This is a genomic window from Clostridium sp. TJA038 (assembly GCF_058310255.1).
Window position 1 is genome coordinate 719,417 of sequence record NZ_JBZEFA010000001.1, and the last position, 17,286, is coordinate 736,702.

The following is a 17,286-nucleotide window of genomic DNA, read 5'->3' on the forward strand; positions in this document are numbered from 1 at the left end:
TGTTAATTTATTTTTAGGAGGTATATTAATGAAAATAGCAGTAAGAGCAGGACATAACTTAAAAGCTAGAGGAGCTTTAGGAATAATTGATGAAACTTTAGAAAATAGAGAGGTTTCTAAGTATTTAATAAATTATTTAAAGAAAAACCATGAAGTTATAGATGTAACACCAGAGGAGTGTAATGTTAATGATGATCTTTATTTAGGGGTTAAAAAAGCAGAAGAAAATAAGGTTGATTTATTTATATCAATACATTTTGACAAGGCTTATGAAAGTTATAAGGGTGCCTTAGGTACAGGCACTTGGATTTATAAAAAAGGTGGAGAGGCATATACTTATGCTGAAAATATAGTTTCTAATTTAGCTAAAGGAGCTGGTTTTAAAAATAGGGGAGTTAAGGAAAATCCTAAGTTATATGAACTTAGAAAAACTTCAATGCCAGCTGTTTTAGTTGAGGTTTGCTTTTGTGAAGCTACTGAGGATGTTAAAATTTATAAAGAAAAAGGTCCTAAGTTAATTGGAGAATTAATTGGAAAAGCAATAGATAATGTAGCATTAAGTAGCAATAATAAACATAATTCTTTAAAGGAAAGCTTTTTAAAAGAAACTAATGCAAAAGCTATGGTTAATTTAGACCCAAGGAATAATCCAAGTAATAATTATAATGATTTAGGCGAGATATATAAAGGAGAAAGAATAAAAATTCTTCCTGAAGTTTGTGATAAAAGAAATTATCTACCTGTCGTATATTGGAAAGATTTTAATAATGTAGAATCAAAAAAAGTTTGGGTAAATTCAAATCAAAATTATCTTAAAATAGATACTAATGGGAGAGTTTTTAATGTATCAACTAAGTTATATGCTAGATACTTAAATAAGGAAGAAAGCTTAAATATGGGGTATGTAGAAAATGGTGAAAGACTTTTAGTTCATAAAAAGGATAAAGATTATTTTTTATGTACTTATTTTTCTAATAATGGTTATAAAACAGCCTGGTTTACATCTAAATATATAAAATTAGATTAAAAGAAAAGACCTTAAGAAAATATAAAAATTTTTCTTAAGGTTTTTTAATATTTAAGAAGTTTATTCTTATTATTTAAATTTTAAGCAATATAAAAAAAAGTATGATAAAATTACATAGGAAAATATAAGTTAAAAAGGAGATTATTATACATGTTTAAAATTGCATTATGTGAAGATAATTCCTTGCAAAGAGAAGAACTTAGGAAGAATTTAGAAAAAATTTTAAAGGAAGTAAATGTAGAATATGAAATTTTATCTTTTGAAAAGGGAGAAGATTTGCTAGATTGCTATCCTGAAAAGCTAGATATACTTTTTTTAGATATACAAATGGGAAGCTTAACAGGAATGGAAACAGCAAGAGAAATTAGAAAGTATGATAATAAGGTTGAGATTATTTTTATAACTGCTTTATGGGAGTACATTCAAAAAGGATATGAAGTTAGAGCCTTTAGATATTTATTAAAGCCTTTAAAATATAATGAATTAAAAATTCAAGTTAAGGCTTGTGTTGAAAACATTTTAGAAAATAGACATAATTTTATAAGAGTTAAAGAAAAAAATGATGTTTTAAACATTAAGATAGAAGATATACTTTTTCTTGAGACCTTTGAGAGAAAAATTATAATACACACTACTTTTCAAGATTTTAAAGTAAAGCTTAGTATGAATAAGCTAGAAAAAGAATTAAGTATAAAGGGATTTTTCAGGTGTCATACAAGTTATATAGTTAATTTAATGAGAGTAGAGGAGATAAAAAAAGATTGTGTTATAATTGATAGCTTTACAATACCTGTAAGTAAGCATAGGATGAAAAATTTAAAGCTTAAATTAACTAGTCTTTTAGGAGATTTGATATGTTAACAAATGAATTTTTTTGGGATACTATTGAAGTTCTTTCTCTAGTTATAGAGTGGATAAGTTTTTATTTAATAATAAGTCAGTTTAGTTTAAAAAAAAGTAGTGGAAGAGTAAGAGGTTTTTCTCTTTTATTAGTTATATTATTTTCTATGCTTTTAAAGATTTTAGATATAGAACCTAATGAAAGAATAATAATATGTTTTTTTATAGGACTACTTTATTATAAATTAAATTTTAAAGTTACCTTTTTAAAGTCTCTTATGGTTTCTTTAATATTTTGGTTATTTATGCTAACTATAGAGGCAATATCTATGTCATTTATAGTTAAGATAAATGATTTAAGTAGTATATCTAAGCTTTTAGATAAAAATATATACAGATTAGAAACTATGATTTTATCAAAGAGTATATTAATATCATTAATAGTTATAGTAAGATGTTTAAAGTTTCCTTTTGATATAGCAAAGGGAGATCTTTTATATATTCTTACTCCTATTTTTACAAATATAATTATCATATTAGTTATATTTGGTTATGCCTTTAAGGGTGGAGGAAATAATTATATAGAAAATGCAACTATATTTTTTATATCTATTTTAATGCTTTTATCTAATATGTCATTAATGTTTATTGTAAGTAAAATAATAAAAAATAATAAATTAAAATTAGAAAATGAATTTATAAAAGATAAATTAGAAATGGAGTATAAATATTATTCAAACTTAAAGGAAAATCAAGAAAAAGTTAGAAGGCTTTATCATGATATGAAAAATCATATAGCTTGTATAGATAGTAATGTTAAGGATTTTTCCAAAAAGAAATATATTGAAAGCCTTAATTTAGAAATAGACAAGTTAAATTTAAGCTTTAATACAGGAAATGAAGTTTTAGATGTAATACTAAATAATAAAAGAGAAAATTGTATAAAAAATAATATTTCTTTAGAAGTTTTTATGGATTTTTCAAGAATGAATTTTATTGAATACTTTGATATATGTACTATATTTTCAAATTGTATTGATAATTCTATAGAAGCTTGTAAAAAGTTAGAGGATTATAAAGAAAGATATATAACTATAAAAGGCAACTATGTAAATAAGTTTTATATAATTAAAATAGAAAATTCTAAAATAAATAAAATGAATAAAGAACTTGTAACAGATAAAAAAGATAAGTTTTTACATGGAATTGGTCTTAAAAATATAAAATACGCCTTAGAAAAATATGATGGAGAAATGATTATAGAATCTTTAGAGAATAAATTTATATTAAAAATATTATTGCCTATAAAAGAAGAAAAAGAAGCCTAGATAAAAAAATCTATGCTTCTTTAGTTTTTATATATTTGTTGGCTATAATTATAATTATATTATATTTATCCTAAATTTAGAAGGGGTATATTTATTTATAGAAAAAATATTTAAATTGAAAAAAGTAAAAAATATGATAAGATTATTAAAAAGAATAAAAAGAATAATTGGAGGCAAAATGTTTAAAAAATTTTTAGCTATAATAAGTACAGTTACATTTTTAAGCTTTGTGGGATGTGGAACACAAAGTAGTGAAGAAAGTCAAAAGGTTAGCAATAATTCTGATGAGATTAAAGTAACTTATTTAAATGTAGGGCAAGGAGATAGTGAATTAGTTCAAGTAAATGGAATTAATATGTTAATTGATGCAGGAACAAATAAGGGAGCTAATGATTTAGTTAATGATTTAAAAAATAGAGGAATAAAAACTATTGATATAGCAATAGCAACTCACCCTCATGAAGACCATATAGGGGGAATGGATGAAGTTTTAGAAAATTTTGATGTTAAAGCTTTTTATGCACCTAAAGTTGCACATACAACAAAGACTTATGAAAATATGTTAAAAGCAGTAAAAAATGAAGGGTTAAAAATAAAGCAAATAAAAGAAGGAACAAATATTGATTTAGGAAAAAATACAAAGGTAGAAGTATATTCTCCTATTAGTGATAATTATGATGAGTTAAATGATTATTCTCCTATAATGAAGGTTTCTTATGGTAAAAACTCCTTTATGTTTACAGGAGATGCAGAGGCTTTAGTGGAAAAACAGGTTTTAGGAGAAAAGAAAAATCTAAAGGCAGATGTTCTTAAGTTAGGGCATCATGGTTCTTACTCTTCAACTAGTGATGAATTTTTAAAGGCTGTAGACCCAAGTATTGCTATAGTTTCTTGTGAAAAGGATAATAAATATGGTCATCCACATAAGGAAACTATGAGTAAGTTAAAAAAGGCAAATATTAAGGTTTATGAAACCTTTAGAGATGGAGATATAACAATAAGTTCTAATGGAGAAAATTTAGATGTAAAACTTCATAGTGAAAATAAGTAATTTTTAAAAATAATTTGTTAAATTGATTTTTAAAATAATATATTATATAATTACATGGAAAAATATAAGGATAGACAGTTCGAAAACCTCCTGTCTTAAAATAAAACTACGGTATTTTTTTAGTATTATATAATTTTGTTATTTAGCCGTAGATATTTTTTATCTACGGTTTTATTTATTAATATAGCAATTTATATTTAAGATATTTTAGGAGGTTTAAACTTTAAGGAGGATGTATGACAGATAAAAATATAAAAAGAATAGTTATTTCTGCACTTATTGCAGCTTTATATGCAACTTTAACCATAGTTTTAGCTCCTATAAGTTATTCAGGAGTGCAATTTAGAATAGCAGAAATTATGGTGCTTTTAGCTTTTTATAAAAAGGATTATATAGTAGGATTAACTTTAGGCTGTTTTATAGCAAATATTTTAGGTCCTAACGGTCCTATTGATATTATTTTAGGTACCTTTGCAACGTTTATAAGTCTTTGGGCTATTTATTTAACAGGAAAATATATAAAGGGGAAAAAATCTATATGGATTGCATCTCTTTGGCCAACTATATTTAATGGATTAATAATAGGATGGATGCTTCATTATGTTTATGGTTTACCACTTATTTTATCTACTTTACAAGTAGCCTTAGGAGAATTTGTTGTGATAACTATAATAGGAGTTCCTCTTTTTAATTTTATAACTAAGAAATATTTTGGAAAAGTTAACTTTAATAGATAAGATTATTAGAAAGCTTATTAAGACTTGTATTAAAAATACAAGTCTTTAAATTTAAAATAAAAAGTTTTCTATAAAATTAACTTGTATTTTATAAAGACAAAAGAAGATAAACTTGTTATAATAACAAAAGAGTTTTATATAGTGAGGTGATTAAAATGAGTGGTGTTGCAGGAGAGGGATGCGAGATTTTAGTGCCATTTAATGAGAGAAGACCTTTAGATGAAATAGAGAGAAGTTTAGTTAAGACATATAGAAAGAAAGTATGGTCAAAGTTCATAAAAGCTATAAAGGATTACAATTTAATAGAAGAGGGCGATAAAATAGCTATAGCTATTTCAGGAGGAAAAGATTCATTAATAATGGCAAAGCTTTTTCAAGAACTAAAAAAACATGGACAAATAAATTTTGAACTTGTATTTTTAGCAATGGACCCAGGATATCATCCTCAAATTAGGGAACTTCTTGAGGAGAACTGCAAATATTTAAATATACCAGTATATATTTATGATTCTGGAATATTTAATGTTGTAGATAAAATAGCTAAGGATTATCCATGCTATATGTGTGCAAGAATGAGAAGAGGTTCTTTATATGGAAAGGCTAAAGAACTTGGATGTAATAAATTAGCCTTAGGACATCATTTTAATGATGTAATAGAAACTACAATGCTTAATGTTTTATATGCAGGTAATTTTAAAACAATGTTACCAAAATTAAAGGCAGCTAATTTTGATGGAATAGAGCTTATAAGACCTTTATATTATGTAGAGGAAAAGTACATAAAAAGATGGATTCAAAGAGCTGGTATCTGGCCTTTAAATTGTGCTTGTATGGTAGCTGCTAAGAAAATAGGAAATAAACGTTTTGAAATTAAAGATATGATTGAAGAGTTTAAGAAAAAATTTGATGGAGTAGATAAGTCAATATTTAGAGCAGCTCAAAATGTAAGTGTTGATTCAATTTTAGGTTGGGATATTGACGGGGAGCATTATTCTTACTTAGATTTTTACGATGAGGAATCTTTATTAAATTCAACAGCTAAGTTAAAGCAAAAAGCTTTAGTAAATGAAGCGGTTTTATATGAAAGACAAAATATAGCGAGAAGTCTTATTGGTTTATTAGATGATGAAGTAATAGCAAAGAAGACTGGACTATCTTTAAAAGAGATAAAAAGTATGCAAATTGAAAATTAAAAATAAGCTTTAGGGTGTGTAAATTTTTTACACACCCTTTTAATTTTGAATTTAAATTTACAAGTAATAATAAGGTTTAAAAGATACTATATGTTATAATAGTCTTATATAATCCTAGTATATTAGACAAAAGAAAGAAGGATGATATCTATGACTATGCAGGATATTTTATATTATGTACATACTTATGGATTAATTGTTTTATTTTTAATTGTGGTGGGAGAATATTGTATTCCAGCAATGCCTACAGGTATAGTTATGCCAGCTGCTGGAATAATAGCAGGACAGGCTCATAAAGGTATAATAGAAGTAATGTTTATTTCTTTAATAGCTGGTCTTGTAGGAAGTATAATATTATATTTGGTGGGTTATTTTGTAGGTGCTTCTTTTTTAGAAAAAATTAAAAAAAAGCATCCTAAGGCTGAAGAAAAAATATCAAAAGCGGAAAGTATAATAAAAGACCATAGTATTTTTGGTATTTTTGTTTGTAGATTAATACCTATAGTAAGAACTTATGTTTCATTAATTTGTGGAACAGTTAGGATAAATTTTTGGAAATTTATTTTAATTTCAATACCAGGAATATTCTGTTGGAATTTCACGGGTATTGTAGTGGGATATTTTTTCGGAGGAAAAATACAGCTTTAAATTTATTAGGGAATTTTAAAAATTATATATATGAAAGGGGATAGAGAATTTTTTATGAGCATAGACTCATTATTAAACTATTTTGAAAGTTATGGTTTGATTTTATTATTTTTAATAGTTTTTTTAGAGTATTTAAATTTACCAGGGCTTCCAGCTGGTATTATAATGCCTGCTGCTGGTTTACTAGCTTCTAAAAATAATGAGAGTTTATATAGTGTTGTATTTATATCTGTTTTAGCAGGGGTTTTAGGAAGTATAGTTCTTTATTTAATAGGATATTATGGAGGAGCATTATTTTTAGATAAAATGGGAAAGAGATTTCCGAAGCTTTATCCTACTATTAAAAAGAGTAGTTTTATATTAAGAGAAAAAGGGGTTTTAGGAGTATTTATTTGTAGGCTTTTACCAGTTTTAAGAACTATAGTTTCAATTATAGCTGGTTCTGTTAGAATGAATTTTCTTAAGTTTTTAATTTTTTCAATTCCAGGAATATTTTTATGGAATTTATTTTTTATTTTTATTGGTTACTTTTTTGGAGATGTAATTTTTAGATAAAATTAAAAGACTATATAAAAATAACCTAAATTTGCTTTAAAAATTTATATTATTTTTATATTGTCTTTTTATTAAAGAAGAAATAAATTAGCTAGTTTAGAGTTTGGGTTTTTCTTTAATATTTTATTTGCAAGGTCAGAACAAAGCTCATAAGTTAAAAGAGGATTTTCTAAAGTTCCAAATAGTAAAAGCCATTCCATATATTTAATGGAGTTTTCTATTTGAAAAGCTTTTTTTCCATGATAAAAAGCTAGTTCCTCATAGTATAAAGGAGTCATTACTATAAATAGATAGTAAGATAAAAGGTAATTGCAATAAGCTAAGGCTTTTGTATCCTTTTTATCTATAGAAGTAAGTTTATTATATAAGTAAAAATAAAATTTACTTTGAGTTTGAAAATCCTCATTTTTAAATAAGATTAAATGGTCTTCCTTAATACTTAAAATACTACAATTATTTAAATCTAAATTTAATAAATCATTTAACGTTTCCAAAATTTTAATCTCCTTATATTTTTAATATAGCTAAGTATAACATACTATATAAGATTTATTATGTAAACTTAAAAGCAAAAAAGTTCATCTTATAATAAATAATATTTAAAAAATAATAAATAAAAAACTAAGGGAGTTGAAAATATGATTTTAATATATTTTTTAGTAGCCTTAATATCAACTATATGCGGTTCTATGGCCGGGCTTGGTGGTGGAGTTATAATAAAGCCAGTTTTAGATTTTTTAGGTAATTATAACTTAGCAACTATTGGGGTCTTATCAGCTTTTACTATTTTTTCTATGGCTGTTGTATCTACAATTAAACAGTTATCATATAAAAGTAAAAGTAAGATAGATATAAAAAATACTGGGATATTAGCAATAGGTTCTGTTATTGGAGGACTTTTAGGACAAAAATTATTAAGTTTTACTTTAAAGGCTATGGAGGCTAATAAAGTTTCACTAATACAAAGTGGGATATTAGCTTTATTATTAATATTTGTATATATATATATGAATAATAAAGAAAAGTTTAAAAGTTATAAGGTGGATAATATTTTTTTTAGTGCTATAATTGGAATTTTTTTAGGGGTTATAGCTTCCTTCTTAGGAATTGGTGGAGGACCTATAAATGTAGCCTTTTTAACAATTTTCTTTTCTATGGAGGCTAAAGATGCAGCTAGAGATTCTGTTCTTATAATATTATTTTCACAAGCTTCTAAGCTTTTAACGATAGCTTTTGGAACAGGTTTTGCTTCTTATGATTTAACTATGCTTCCATGTATGATATTAGGAGGAATATTAGGAGGATTTATAGGAGCTAAATTTAATAGAATATTTAGTAATAAAGTAATAATGAAGGTTTTTAATACCATAACAATTTTAATAATTTTACTAAATGTATACAATTTTGTTAAGGCTCTTTTGTAAAAACTTTTTTATTTAAGTTTATATGAAATATATATAAATAAAATATGATATAATAGTGAAAAGAATATGTTCTCAACAAAGTGAGGGTGATAAAAACATGACAAAAAATGGCATAAGTTATGGAGCTAAAGAAATATTATATAAACTTATGGGACCTCTTTATAAAGGCAAACCTTTTGGGGTTTTAGGAGTTAATGATATCCCTAAAATAATGGACAGACTACCAAGAAATTTCTTTGAAAATGAAGTTTCTGATGGAGGACCTAATGAAATATTTATTTTAGAAGATGGTTCTATTTTGCTTTTTGGATATGAAGATGAAAGAAACATAGAAGAAAACATGTTTATATATCTAGAGGTAGCTGTTAAGGTTATAAAAAGATATTATAAGCACAGAGGGTCTTTCCCTAAGGTTAGAATGGCTATAGTTTATAATTCTAGTGTAAAGGAAGCTAGAAATACTTTAAGTTTTGGAGATATATTAATTTGTTCAGAAAGCATATTTATGAATAGATTTACAGCTGAAAAAGCTTTGAAGGAATTAAAAGAGAAAATTATAGAAGATAATTTAACTCAAGGAGATAAAATAAAATTTATTATGCTTCCTCTTATGAGAAGTGAATATGAAGATAGTAATATTTTAAGAGATTGTGTTCAATTAGCAAAATCTATAAAATCTGAAAGAGATGAAGCTATTATTTTAAATGGTTTAATAGAATCTACAGATAAATTTATTGATGAAAAAGAGGCATTAGAGCTTAAGGAGTTGTTAGCAATGACAAAAATTGAGAAATTATACAATGAAGAAAGAGATTTAGCTGTTAAAAATGCAGTAAAAGAAGAACAACTAAGAATAGCTAAAAGTCTTTTAGGTATATTATCACAAGAATTAATAGCAGAAAAGTTAGGTATATCCTTAGAAGAAGTTTATTCTTTACAAAATGCAGAGGGATAAAATAACAGTCCTTAGAAAAGAAATAGTATTCTTTTCTAAGGCTTTTTTTATGCTATATAGGTTTAGATTTTAAAATATGATATAATTAGAAGAATTATAATTAATTAAAAAGGAGAGAAAAAATGGAACTTTTAGTTTATCTTAAAGGAAAAAGAGACCCTATTTCTTATAAAGGAGATAGAATAGATGTTTTAGATTTTTTAATGGATGGCATAGAGTATAAGCAAATAAGATATTTTAGAAAGGGATTTTCAAAGTCTGAACTTATAGAGAAAAATCTTATAAATAGAATAAGGGAAATAAAATAATATTTTTTGAATAAAATTATTTTTAATTTGCAAAATAAAAGAAGATGATAAATATAATTTAAAAAGGAGGTGAGACTTTGAAAAAAATAGGCAAGGTATTCTCTTTACTGTTAATTTTTATGCTTTTATTAAGTTCTTTTATTGGATGTTTTAATTTTAATAATAAGGAAAAAGAAAATAAGGAAGAAAAGAAAAAAGTAGAAGTTGTGGTTCCAGATGGATTACCTGCAATTAGTATAGTTAAGCTTATAAAGGAAAAACCAGAAATAGTAAAGGGTGTAGATGTAAATTACACAATAGTAAAGGGAGCAGATGCTTTAGTTTCTAAAGTGTTAAAAGGAGAGGGAGATATTTTTATAGTTCCTTCAAATGTTGCAGCTACTGCTTATAATAAAGAAGGAAAGTATAAGCTTTCAGCTACTGTAGGCTTTGGTTCTTTATATTTAATAAGTAGTGATAGTTCTGTTAATAGCTTAGAGGATATTAAAGGAAAAGATGTCTATAATGTTGGGCAAGGATTAACACCAGATTTAATATTTAAAATATTGCTTGAAAATGATAAAATAAATCCAGAGAAGGATTTAAAATTAAGTTATGTAAATTCTGCTTCTGAGTTAGCACCTTTATTTATAGAAGGAAAAGCTAAATATGCAGTTGTTCTAGAACCTATGTTAACTCAAATAATGGAAAAGAAAAAAGATACTAAAATAGTAGCATCATTAAACGAAATGTGGAAAGATATGAGTAAACTTGAAAGGGGATATCCTCAGTCAAGCGTTATAATAAACTCTGATTTTGCAAATAATAATAAAGAAACAGTAGAAAAAATTCTAAAGGAATTTAAAGAAAGTGTTAAATGGACAAATGACCATAAAAAAGAAGCTGGTGAATTTGCAGAGGAGGTTGGAATTACAGGAAAAAAAGAAGTAATTTCTAAAGCCTTAGAAAGAGCAAATTTAAATTATGTTTCTGCTTTAGATAGTGAAAAAGAATATATTTATTTTTATGACAAGATTTACAGCTTAGAGCCTAAAGCAATAGGAGGAAAGAAGGTAAATGAAGAAATTTTCTTGCAAGAATAAGAAATTAATACTTTTATCTTCAATTATACTTCTTATTTTTTGGCAAATAGCTAGTATGATTATAGGGAGCGAGGTAATATTACCTTCTCCCTATTTAACGTTTAAGGGGTTAATTGAAGTTTTAAAGGGAGATGAATTTTTAAAAATAATATTTAGTACATTAATTAGGACCAGTTTTAGCTTTTTATTAGCTTTGTTATTAGCGATATTTTTAGGAGTTTTTAGTATTTTAAATAAATATATATATAATTTTATGATTCCTATATTAAATATAATAAGGTCATTACCAACAATAGGGTTTATAATTATTGCTTTAATTTGGTTAAAGCAAGGAAGTGCTCCTATATTGGTTGGTTTTATTGTTAGTTTTCCGATTTTTTATGATGCTATAATAGGAGCTATTTTAAATATAGATAAAAGTTTATTAGAAATGGTTAAAGTTTATAAAATAGATACTATGGTTTTAATAAAAAGAATTTATTTTCCATCAATAGCTATTTCTTTGTTTAGAATATTAGTTTCTACATTTTCTTTGACTATGAAACTTGTAATAGGAGGAGAAGTTATAGGACAACCTAAATATGGAATAGGAACAGCTTTGTTTTTAGAAAAAAATTATTTAAATACCTATATGGTTTTTGCATGGATAATAATTGTCATTATTATAGGAATAATTTTTTCTTTAATACAAAAAACTATTGGTGGGAGAGTTTTTAGGTGGAGAAATAATGATTAAGTTAATTAATATAGAAAAAAGTTTTAACAAAGATAAAATTTATAAGGATTTTTCTTTAAATTTTGAGGAAAATAAAGTAAATTGTATTTTGGGAAAGTCAGGTTGTGGAAAAAGTACTTTATTAAATATAATAGCAAATCTTGAGGAAATAGATAAAGGGGAGCTTTTAGGGGTGCCTGAAAAGTTTTCCTATGTCTTTCAAGAAGATAGATTGATTCAATGGGAAAATATCTATAATAACTTAGAAATTCCAATTATAAAGTTTTATAAAAAGAAAGATAGAAAGAAAATAATAGAAAGTTTTTTAGAGGATTTTTCATTAAAGGATTATATTTATTCTTATCCTAAAGAGTTAAGTGGGGGAATGAGACAGAGAATAAATATTTTAAGGGCTTTAATTTATAATGGAAGTCTTTTATTAATGGATGAACCCTTTAAATCTTTAGATAAGGGAATTAAGGAAAATATGCTTATATACCTTAAGGATTATATAGAAAAAAATAAAAATACCGTTATAATGGTTACTCATAATGTAGAGGAAGCTTTATTTTTAGGAGATAAAATTTTTATCTTAGGAGATAGACCAGTTAAGGTATTAGGAGAATTTGATTTAAATAAGGGGGAGGATATTTTAAATATAGAAGAAAAGATTACAAAAATTTTATATGGGGAAAATTAAATAAGGAGGGATAAGATGAGTAAAAAGTTAGATTTATTACAAGATAAGGAGGGTATGCTTCTTAGAAAGTATATGATGCCTTCTGTTTTAGGTATGTTAGGACTGTCAGTTTGTATTTTATTTGATACTATGTTTATAGGACATAAAATAGGTGAATTAGGTTTAGCAGCTTTAAATATTTCACTACCTATATATAATTTTTATAGTGCTATAGGGCTTACTGTAGGAATTGGGGGAGCTACAGCTTTATCTGTAGCCTTAGGACAAAAAAAGTTTCATAGGGTAAATAGAATATTTACCTCTGCAGTTTTTATAGCTATTATATTTTGTTTAATTATAAGTTTACTAGAATTTTTCTTCTTAGATAAAATAGTTTACATGCTTGGAGCTTCAGAATCAACCTTTCCTTTAGCTAGGGACTATTTAAAAATTATATTAACCTTTAATCCACTTTTTATCTTTGCTTCAGCTTTTATAGTTTTTGTAAGGAATGATAAAGAGCCTAAGTTAGCTATGTATGCTGTTATAGGTTCAAATGCAACTAATATAATTTTAGATTATATATTTATATATATATTTGATTTGGGAATGTTTGGAGCAGCCTTAGCTACTTCTATAGGCCAATTAGTTGCTTTAGGAGTTTTATCAATACATTTTATAAGAAAAAATAATACTATGCATATAGAATTATCAGGTATAACAATAAATAATATATTAAGAATATTAAAAAATGGTACACCTAGTTTTTTAAATGAAATATCCGCAGGCTTTGTTATATTTATTTTTAACATTGTAATTTTTAATTTTCAAGGGGATTTAGGTGTTTCTGCCTATGGAATAATTACAAATATAGTTTTAATATTTATGGCAGTTTTCAATGGTGTTTCTCAAGGAGTACAACCTTTGATAAGTGTAAATTTTGGTGCTAAAAAAGAAGAAAGAGTAAAAGAGTTTTTAAAACTTACAAGAAGAATAGTAATAATTTTAGGAATATTATTTTTAAGTTTAGGCTTTTTAATTCCAAATCAAATGATAAGTTTATTTACAAGTGATAGAGGAGCCTTATTAGATATAACTAGACAAGGCATTTATTTATACTTTATAGCCTTTTTATTTAATGGAAGCAATATACTTAATATAGCTTATTTTCAAGCAGTTGAAAAGTCAAAGGAATCTTCCATATTGTCAACCTTTAGAGGATTAATATTTGTTATTATATTTATAATAATACTTCCAAAAGTTTTAGGTGTTTATGGAGTTTGGCTAACAATACCTATGACTGAGTTTAGTACTCTTTTATTATTTCTTTTCCTTGAATATAGAAATAATAAAGTAAATAAAAATAAAAACCGTTGATTATTCAACGGTTTTTATTGTAATGCAAGGGAGAATATGATAATAATTAAATAATTAAAACAGGAGGTTTATTTAATAGCTTAATATAAGTTAATAATTATAACCTAATAATATAATATGCAAATTAATCAAAATGTGATAAAAAATTAAAGAAAAATATAATAATAAATTAAATAAAAAATTGTAGAAGTTAAATAAGTTGTATATAATATTATTAAAGCACTTTTTTAAAGGAGAGATTTTTATAATGGATATTAGCAACTATAAAGAGATGGATCCATATATGTTACTTAGTATTATAAATTTAAAATTAAGAGATTATTATGGTAATATAGATAGTATGTGTGATGATTTAGGTTTTGAAAAAGATATAATTGGACAAAGACTTAAAGAGTGTGGATACATATATAATAAAGATACTAATCAGTTTGTTGCTGAATAATTATAATTTATTGTTTTTAAAATAGGGAGGATTAAATAAATGAACTTAAGAAAAGAACCATATTTATTGGTATTTGGAGCTTCTGTAGTGGATGTCTTTGGCTTTAGTAAGGCAAGTTATAGACCATATAATTCAACACCAGGGCATGTTAAAATATCTTTTGGAGGAGTTTGTAGAAATATTGCTGAAAATATGGCAAGAGTAGGAGTAAATACTAATTTTATGTCTATATTAGGCAATGACGAACATGGAAAAAGCATAGTTGAGCATTCAAAAAAAATAGGTTATCACATGGATGATTCTATGCTTATAGAAGGTGGGACTACTCCAACTTATTTAGCTATTTTAGATGAAAATGGTGAGATGGTTTCTGCAATTGCAGATATGAAAAGTATAGGAGCTATGAATACTGATTTTATAGATTCTAAAAAAGAAATCTTTGAAAATGCTGAATATACAGTTTTAGATTCTGATAATCCAGAGATAATGGAGTATTTATTAAAGAACTTTAAAGATAAAACTAATTTTATTTTAGACCCTGTATCTGCTGAAAAAGCAAGTTGGGTAAAGCATCTTATAAAAGATTTCCATACAATAAAGCCAAATAGACATGAGGCTGAAATATTAGCTGGATTCCCTATAACAGATACAGAGGATTTAATAAAGGCAAGTAATTATTTCTTAGGTTTAGGAATTAAAAAAGTATTTATAAGTTTAGATGCTGATGGAATTTTCTACAATGATGGTGTATCTTGTGGTAAAATAAAAGCAACAGAAGTAGATGTTAAAAATGTTACAGGTGCAGGAGATTCTTTTGTAGCTGGTTTAGGATATGGATATATGAATGGAATGGATATTGAAGATATTGTTAAATTTGCAATTACTATGTCTAACATAACAATATCTCATGAAGAAACAATTCATCCTGATATGTCTTTAGAAACTGTTTTGAAGAAATTAGAAAAAACTATTTGGGAAGAGAAAAAATATGATTTAAATAAATAAAATTATATTTTCTGTGTAGTATTAATTTTTTAAGACTACATAAATATAAATGTGGTGAGGTGAGGTTTTATGAATAAAAAAATTAAAAAAGGCAAACTTGCGTTATTAGCTTTAGCAGGAAGTGCTTTTGTTGCATCGCTATTATATGATAAAAGTCAAAAAAATAAAAAAGACACGGAAGTAATAGAACTTGATAGCATAGAGCTAGATAAATAGAAAAAGACACTAGTAAAAATTTACTAGTGTCTTTTTTTATACTAAAGAATTAGCTTTTTCTAAGGCTTCATTAAAGGTTTTTGGGAATTTATCTTCTCCTAGTTTATCAATAAATCCCATAAGTCTCATAACTTTCTTAGGTTGTTCTTGTAATTCAGATATTATTAAGGTAATATTACGAGATTTACAACTTAAAGCTATATTTTTAATTTGCTTATATCCTGTAACATCTAAAGTTTTAGTATGTCTCATTCTTAAAACAAGAACCTTTGCATCATCATTTATTTCCTTCATTGTATTTATAAAAGTATCTACAGCACCGAAAAATAAATGCCCTCTTATATCATAAACTAAAACATTTTCTCCAACTTTTAAATTTTCCATGTCAGTATCTATAGTAGATTTATAAGAACAGTCTTCTTCATTTAATTCATTAACTTCTATAGAAGTTGCAACTCTTCTCATAAATAGACACATAGAAACTACCATGCCTATACCTATAGCAATTACTAAGTCAAATAAAACTGTTAAGAAAAATGTAGTTAATAATATAGCTATATCACTTTTAGGAGCCTTTAGCATAGCTTTAAAGGTTCTCCATTCACTCATATTATAAGAAACTATTATTAGTATTGCAGATAAGGTTGTTAAGGGAATAAATTTAGCAAGAGGCATAAATAAAAGCATTATAAGCAGTAAAGTTATTGCATGAACCATTCCAGCTACAGGGGTTCTTCCACCATTTTTTACATTAGCTGCAGTTCTAGCAATAGCTCCAGTTGCAGGTATTCCTCCAAATAATGAGGAGGACATATTAGCTATTCCTTGAGCTATTAGTTCTGCATTTGAGTTATGTTTATCTCCAATCATACCATCTGAAACAACAGCAGATAATAAAGATTCAATTCCTCCTAAAAGAGCTATGGTAAAGGCTGGGCCTATTAAATTAATTAAGGTATTAATATTTAAATTAGGTATGGTTGGAATAGGAATATTTGAACTTATAGAGCCAAATTGACTTCCTATAGTAGCAACAGGCAACTTAAATATAAATACTACTAAGGTTGTAATAATTAGTGCAACTAAAGAACCAGGAATTTTTTTGTTTATCTTAGGCCACAGTATTAAGATAATAAGAGCTAATACTCCTATGCCTAAGGTATAAAGATTAGTTGTACCTATATTAGATATGTAAGTTTCCCACTTAGGTATAAATTCAGAGGGGGTTTTACTAATTGATAAGCCTAAAAAATCTTTAATCTGTGTTGAGAATAAAGTTATAGCTATTCCTGAAGTAAAACCTACAGTTATTGGGTAAGGAATGTACTTTATTAGGCTACCAAATCTTAATAAGCCAAATAAGACAAGAATAATACCAGCCATAAAAGTAGCGATTATTAATCCATTAATTCCATGTTTTTGAATAATTCCAAATACTATAACAACAAAAGCACCAGTTGGGCCACCAATTTGAACTCTACTTCCACCTAAAAGTGAAATTATAAATCCAGCAATAATTGCAGTTATTAGTCCTTTTTCAGGAGAAACACCTGAAGAAATACCTAAGGCAATAGATAAGGGTAAGGCAATGATTGCAACTATTATCCCTGCTATTACATCTTTTAAAATTTGTTCTTTTGTAAATCCGTTCTCTTTATCTTCTAAAAGAGAAATTAACTTTGGTTTGTACATTTAAATATATCA

At 25.8% G+C, this 17,286-nt stretch carries 19 protein-coding genes and 1 pseudogene; 18 read left to right on the top strand and 2 right to left on the bottom strand.

All coding sequences use genetic code 11. From position 1 onward, the window contains the following. Positions 1 to 28: 28 nt before the first annotated feature. The 8 genes and pseudogenes from AC4FQV_RS03415 to AC4FQV_RS03450 all read left to right on the top strand — a co-directional run bounded on the left by AC4FQV_RS03415 (position 29) and on the right by AC4FQV_RS03450 (position 7,379). A complete protein-coding gene (locus AC4FQV_RS03415) occupies positions 29 to 1,027 on the top strand; it encodes an N-acetylmuramoyl-L-alanine amidase (RefSeq protein WP_491164454.1) in 999 nt (332 codons plus the stop codon). Between the two features lie 150 nt (positions 1,028 to 1,177). Beyond that, entirely contained in the window at positions 1,178 to 1,888 is a 711-nt protein-coding gene (locus tag AC4FQV_RS03420; RefSeq protein ID WP_491138838.1) for a LytR/AlgR family response regulator transcription factor, read from the top strand. Then, positions 1,882 to 3,195 (top strand): GHKL domain-containing protein, encoded by a 1,314-nt coding sequence (locus AC4FQV_RS03425; protein WP_491164456.1) that lies wholly within the window; start codon positions 1,882 to 1,884, stop codon positions 3,193 to 3,195. Before AC4FQV_RS03420 ends, AC4FQV_RS03425 begins: the two co-directional genes overlap by 7 nt. Positions 3,196 to 3,373: 178 nt before the next feature. After that, entirely contained in the window at positions 3,374 to 4,246 is an 873-nt protein-coding gene (locus AC4FQV_RS03430; protein ID WP_491164459.1) for a ComEC/Rec2 family competence protein, read from the top strand. Positions 4,247 to 4,482: 236 nt separating this feature from the next. Then, positions 4,483 to 4,983, top strand: coding sequence for a QueT transporter family protein (locus tag AC4FQV_RS03435; RefSeq protein WP_491138832.1), 501 nt, complete (start codon positions 4,483 to 4,485; stop codon positions 4,981 to 4,983). A 155-nt stretch (positions 4,984 to 5,138) separates the two neighbouring features. After that, positions 5,139 to 6,002, top strand: a pseudogene (locus AC4FQV_RS03440) (tRNA 2-thiocytidine biosynthesis TtcA family protein); the annotation flags it as partial. A gap of 324 nt (positions 6,003 to 6,326) precedes the next feature. Further along, positions 6,327 to 6,824 carry a DedA family protein gene (locus AC4FQV_RS03445; RefSeq protein ID WP_491138831.1) on the top strand — a complete coding sequence of 166 codons (498 nt, stop codon included), beginning with the start codon at positions 6,327 to 6,329 and terminating at the stop codon, positions 6,822 to 6,824. A 30-nt stretch (positions 6,825 to 6,854) separates the two neighbouring features. Then, on the top strand, positions 6,855 to 7,379 hold the full coding sequence (locus tag AC4FQV_RS03450) for a DedA family protein (RefSeq protein ID WP_491164461.1): 525 nt from the start codon (positions 6,855 to 6,857) through the stop codon (positions 7,377 to 7,379). Between the two features lie 71 nt (positions 7,380 to 7,450). Here AC4FQV_RS03450 and AC4FQV_RS03455 read toward each other — a convergent pair whose 3' ends face one another. Continuing rightward, entirely contained in the window at positions 7,451 to 7,873 is a 423-nt protein-coding gene (locus AC4FQV_RS03455) for a hypothetical protein (RefSeq protein WP_491138828.1), read from the bottom strand. 144 nt (positions 7,874 to 8,017) lie between these two features. Between AC4FQV_RS03455 and AC4FQV_RS03460 the strand changes: the two genes are divergently transcribed. From AC4FQV_RS03460 to AC4FQV_RS03505, 10 genes are all read left to right on the top strand, one after another. Continuing rightward, positions 8,018 to 8,803: a sulfite exporter TauE/SafE family protein gene (locus AC4FQV_RS03460; protein WP_491138826.1), complete on the top strand. Its 786-nt coding sequence runs from the start codon at positions 8,018 to 8,020 to the stop codon at positions 8,801 to 8,803. Between the two features lie 97 nt (positions 8,804 to 8,900). Then, positions 8,901 to 9,758: a hypothetical protein gene (locus AC4FQV_RS03465; protein ID WP_491164463.1), complete on the top strand. Its 858-nt coding sequence runs from the start codon at positions 8,901 to 8,903 to the stop codon at positions 9,756 to 9,758. A gap of 122 nt (positions 9,759 to 9,880) precedes the next feature. Then, entirely contained in the window at positions 9,881 to 10,066 is a 186-nt protein-coding gene (locus tag AC4FQV_RS03470) for a hypothetical protein (protein ID WP_491138823.1), read from the top strand. Positions 10,067 to 10,143: 77 nt separating this feature from the next. Continuing rightward, entirely contained in the window at positions 10,144 to 11,148 is a 1,005-nt protein-coding gene (locus tag AC4FQV_RS03475) for an ABC transporter substrate-binding protein (protein ID WP_491164466.1), read from the top strand. Next, a complete protein-coding gene (locus tag AC4FQV_RS03480; RefSeq protein WP_491138819.1) occupies positions 11,123 to 11,884 on the top strand; it encodes an ABC transporter permease in 762 nt (253 codons plus the stop codon). The genes AC4FQV_RS03475 and AC4FQV_RS03480 overlap by 26 nt, the downstream gene beginning before the upstream one ends. Continuing rightward, complete coding sequence (locus AC4FQV_RS03485; RefSeq protein WP_491138817.1) at positions 11,877 to 12,563, top strand: ABC transporter ATP-binding protein; 687 nt, start codon at positions 11,877 to 11,879, stop codon at positions 12,561 to 12,563. The genes AC4FQV_RS03480 and AC4FQV_RS03485 overlap by 8 nt, the downstream gene beginning before the upstream one ends. Before the next feature lie 15 nt (positions 12,564 to 12,578). After that, the gene (locus AC4FQV_RS03490) at positions 12,579 to 13,919 is read left to right on the top strand and encodes an MATE family efflux transporter (protein WP_491138815.1); all 1,341 of its coding nucleotides are present in this window, start codon (positions 12,579 to 12,581) and stop codon (positions 13,917 to 13,919) included. A gap of 247 nt (positions 13,920 to 14,166) precedes the next feature. Beyond that, positions 14,167 to 14,361, top strand: a complete 195-nt coding sequence (locus AC4FQV_RS03495; RefSeq protein WP_491138814.1) for a DUF4250 domain-containing protein — start codon at positions 14,167 to 14,169, stop codon at positions 14,359 to 14,361. A gap of 39 nt (positions 14,362 to 14,400) precedes the next feature. Further along, positions 14,401 to 15,366 (top strand): carbohydrate kinase family protein, encoded by a 966-nt coding sequence (locus tag AC4FQV_RS03500; protein ID WP_491138812.1) that lies wholly within the window; start codon positions 14,401 to 14,403, stop codon positions 15,364 to 15,366. Positions 15,367 to 15,435: 69 nt separating this feature from the next. Further along, positions 15,436 to 15,582, top strand: coding sequence for a hypothetical protein (locus tag AC4FQV_RS03505; RefSeq protein WP_491138811.1), 147 nt, complete (start codon positions 15,436 to 15,438; stop codon positions 15,580 to 15,582). 36 nt (positions 15,583 to 15,618) lie between these two features. On the opposite strand, the gene AC4FQV_RS03510 is transcribed toward AC4FQV_RS03505, so the two are convergent. Continuing rightward, a complete protein-coding gene (locus AC4FQV_RS03510) occupies positions 15,619 to 17,274 on the bottom strand; it encodes a SulP family inorganic anion transporter (protein ID WP_491138810.1) in 1,656 nt (551 codons plus the stop codon). Positions 17,275 to 17,286: the final 12 nt, after the last annotated feature.

Coding starts and splice junctions, on each gene's coding strand:
- AC4FQV_RS03430 (WP_491164459.1), top strand. CDS start 3,374: ATGTTTAAAAAATTTTTAGCTATAATAAGTACAGTTACATTTTTAAGC.
- AC4FQV_RS03470 (WP_491138823.1), top strand. CDS start 9,881: ATGGAACTTTTAGTTTATCTTAAAGGAAAAAGAGACCCTATTTCTTAT.
- AC4FQV_RS03500 (WP_491138812.1), top strand. CDS start 14,401: ATGAACTTAAGAAAAGAACCATATTTATTGGTATTTGGAGCTTCTGTA.
- AC4FQV_RS03415 (WP_491164454.1), top strand. CDS start 29: ATGAAAATAGCAGTAAGAGCAGGACATAACTTAAAAGCTAGAGGAGCT.
- AC4FQV_RS03445 (WP_491138831.1), top strand. CDS start 6,327: ATGACTATGCAGGATATTTTATATTATGTACATACTTATGGATTAATT.
- AC4FQV_RS03465 (WP_491164463.1), top strand. CDS start 8,901: ATGACAAAAAATGGCATAAGTTATGGAGCTAAAGAAATATTATATAAA.
- AC4FQV_RS03420 (WP_491138838.1), top strand. CDS start 1,178: ATGTTTAAAATTGCATTATGTGAAGATAATTCCTTGCAAAGAGAAGAA.
- AC4FQV_RS03505 (WP_491138811.1), top strand. CDS start 15,436: ATGAATAAAAAAATTAAAAAAGGCAAACTTGCGTTATTAGCTTTAGCA.
- AC4FQV_RS03485 (WP_491138817.1), top strand. CDS start 11,877: ATGATTAAGTTAATTAATATAGAAAAAAGTTTTAACAAAGATAAAATT.
- AC4FQV_RS03490 (WP_491138815.1), top strand. CDS start 12,579: ATGAGTAAAAAGTTAGATTTATTACAAGATAAGGAGGGTATGCTTCTT.
- AC4FQV_RS03495 (WP_491138814.1), top strand. CDS start 14,167: ATGGATATTAGCAACTATAAAGAGATGGATCCATATATGTTACTTAGT.
- AC4FQV_RS03460 (WP_491138826.1), top strand. CDS start 8,018: ATGATTTTAATATATTTTTTAGTAGCCTTAATATCAACTATATGCGGT.
- AC4FQV_RS03435 (WP_491138832.1), top strand. CDS start 4,483: ATGACAGATAAAAATATAAAAAGAATAGTTATTTCTGCACTTATTGCA.
- AC4FQV_RS03480 (WP_491138819.1), top strand. CDS start 11,123: ATGAAGAAATTTTCTTGCAAGAATAAGAAATTAATACTTTTATCTTCA.
- AC4FQV_RS03425 (WP_491164456.1), top strand. CDS start 1,882: ATGTTAACAAATGAATTTTTTTGGGATACTATTGAAGTTCTTTCTCTA.
- AC4FQV_RS03450 (WP_491164461.1), top strand. CDS start 6,855: ATGAAAGGGGATAGAGAATTTTTTATGAGCATAGACTCATTATTAAAC.
- AC4FQV_RS03510 (WP_491138810.1), bottom strand. CDS start 17,274: ATGTACAAACCAAAGTTAATTTCTCTTTTAGAAGATAAAGAGAACGGA.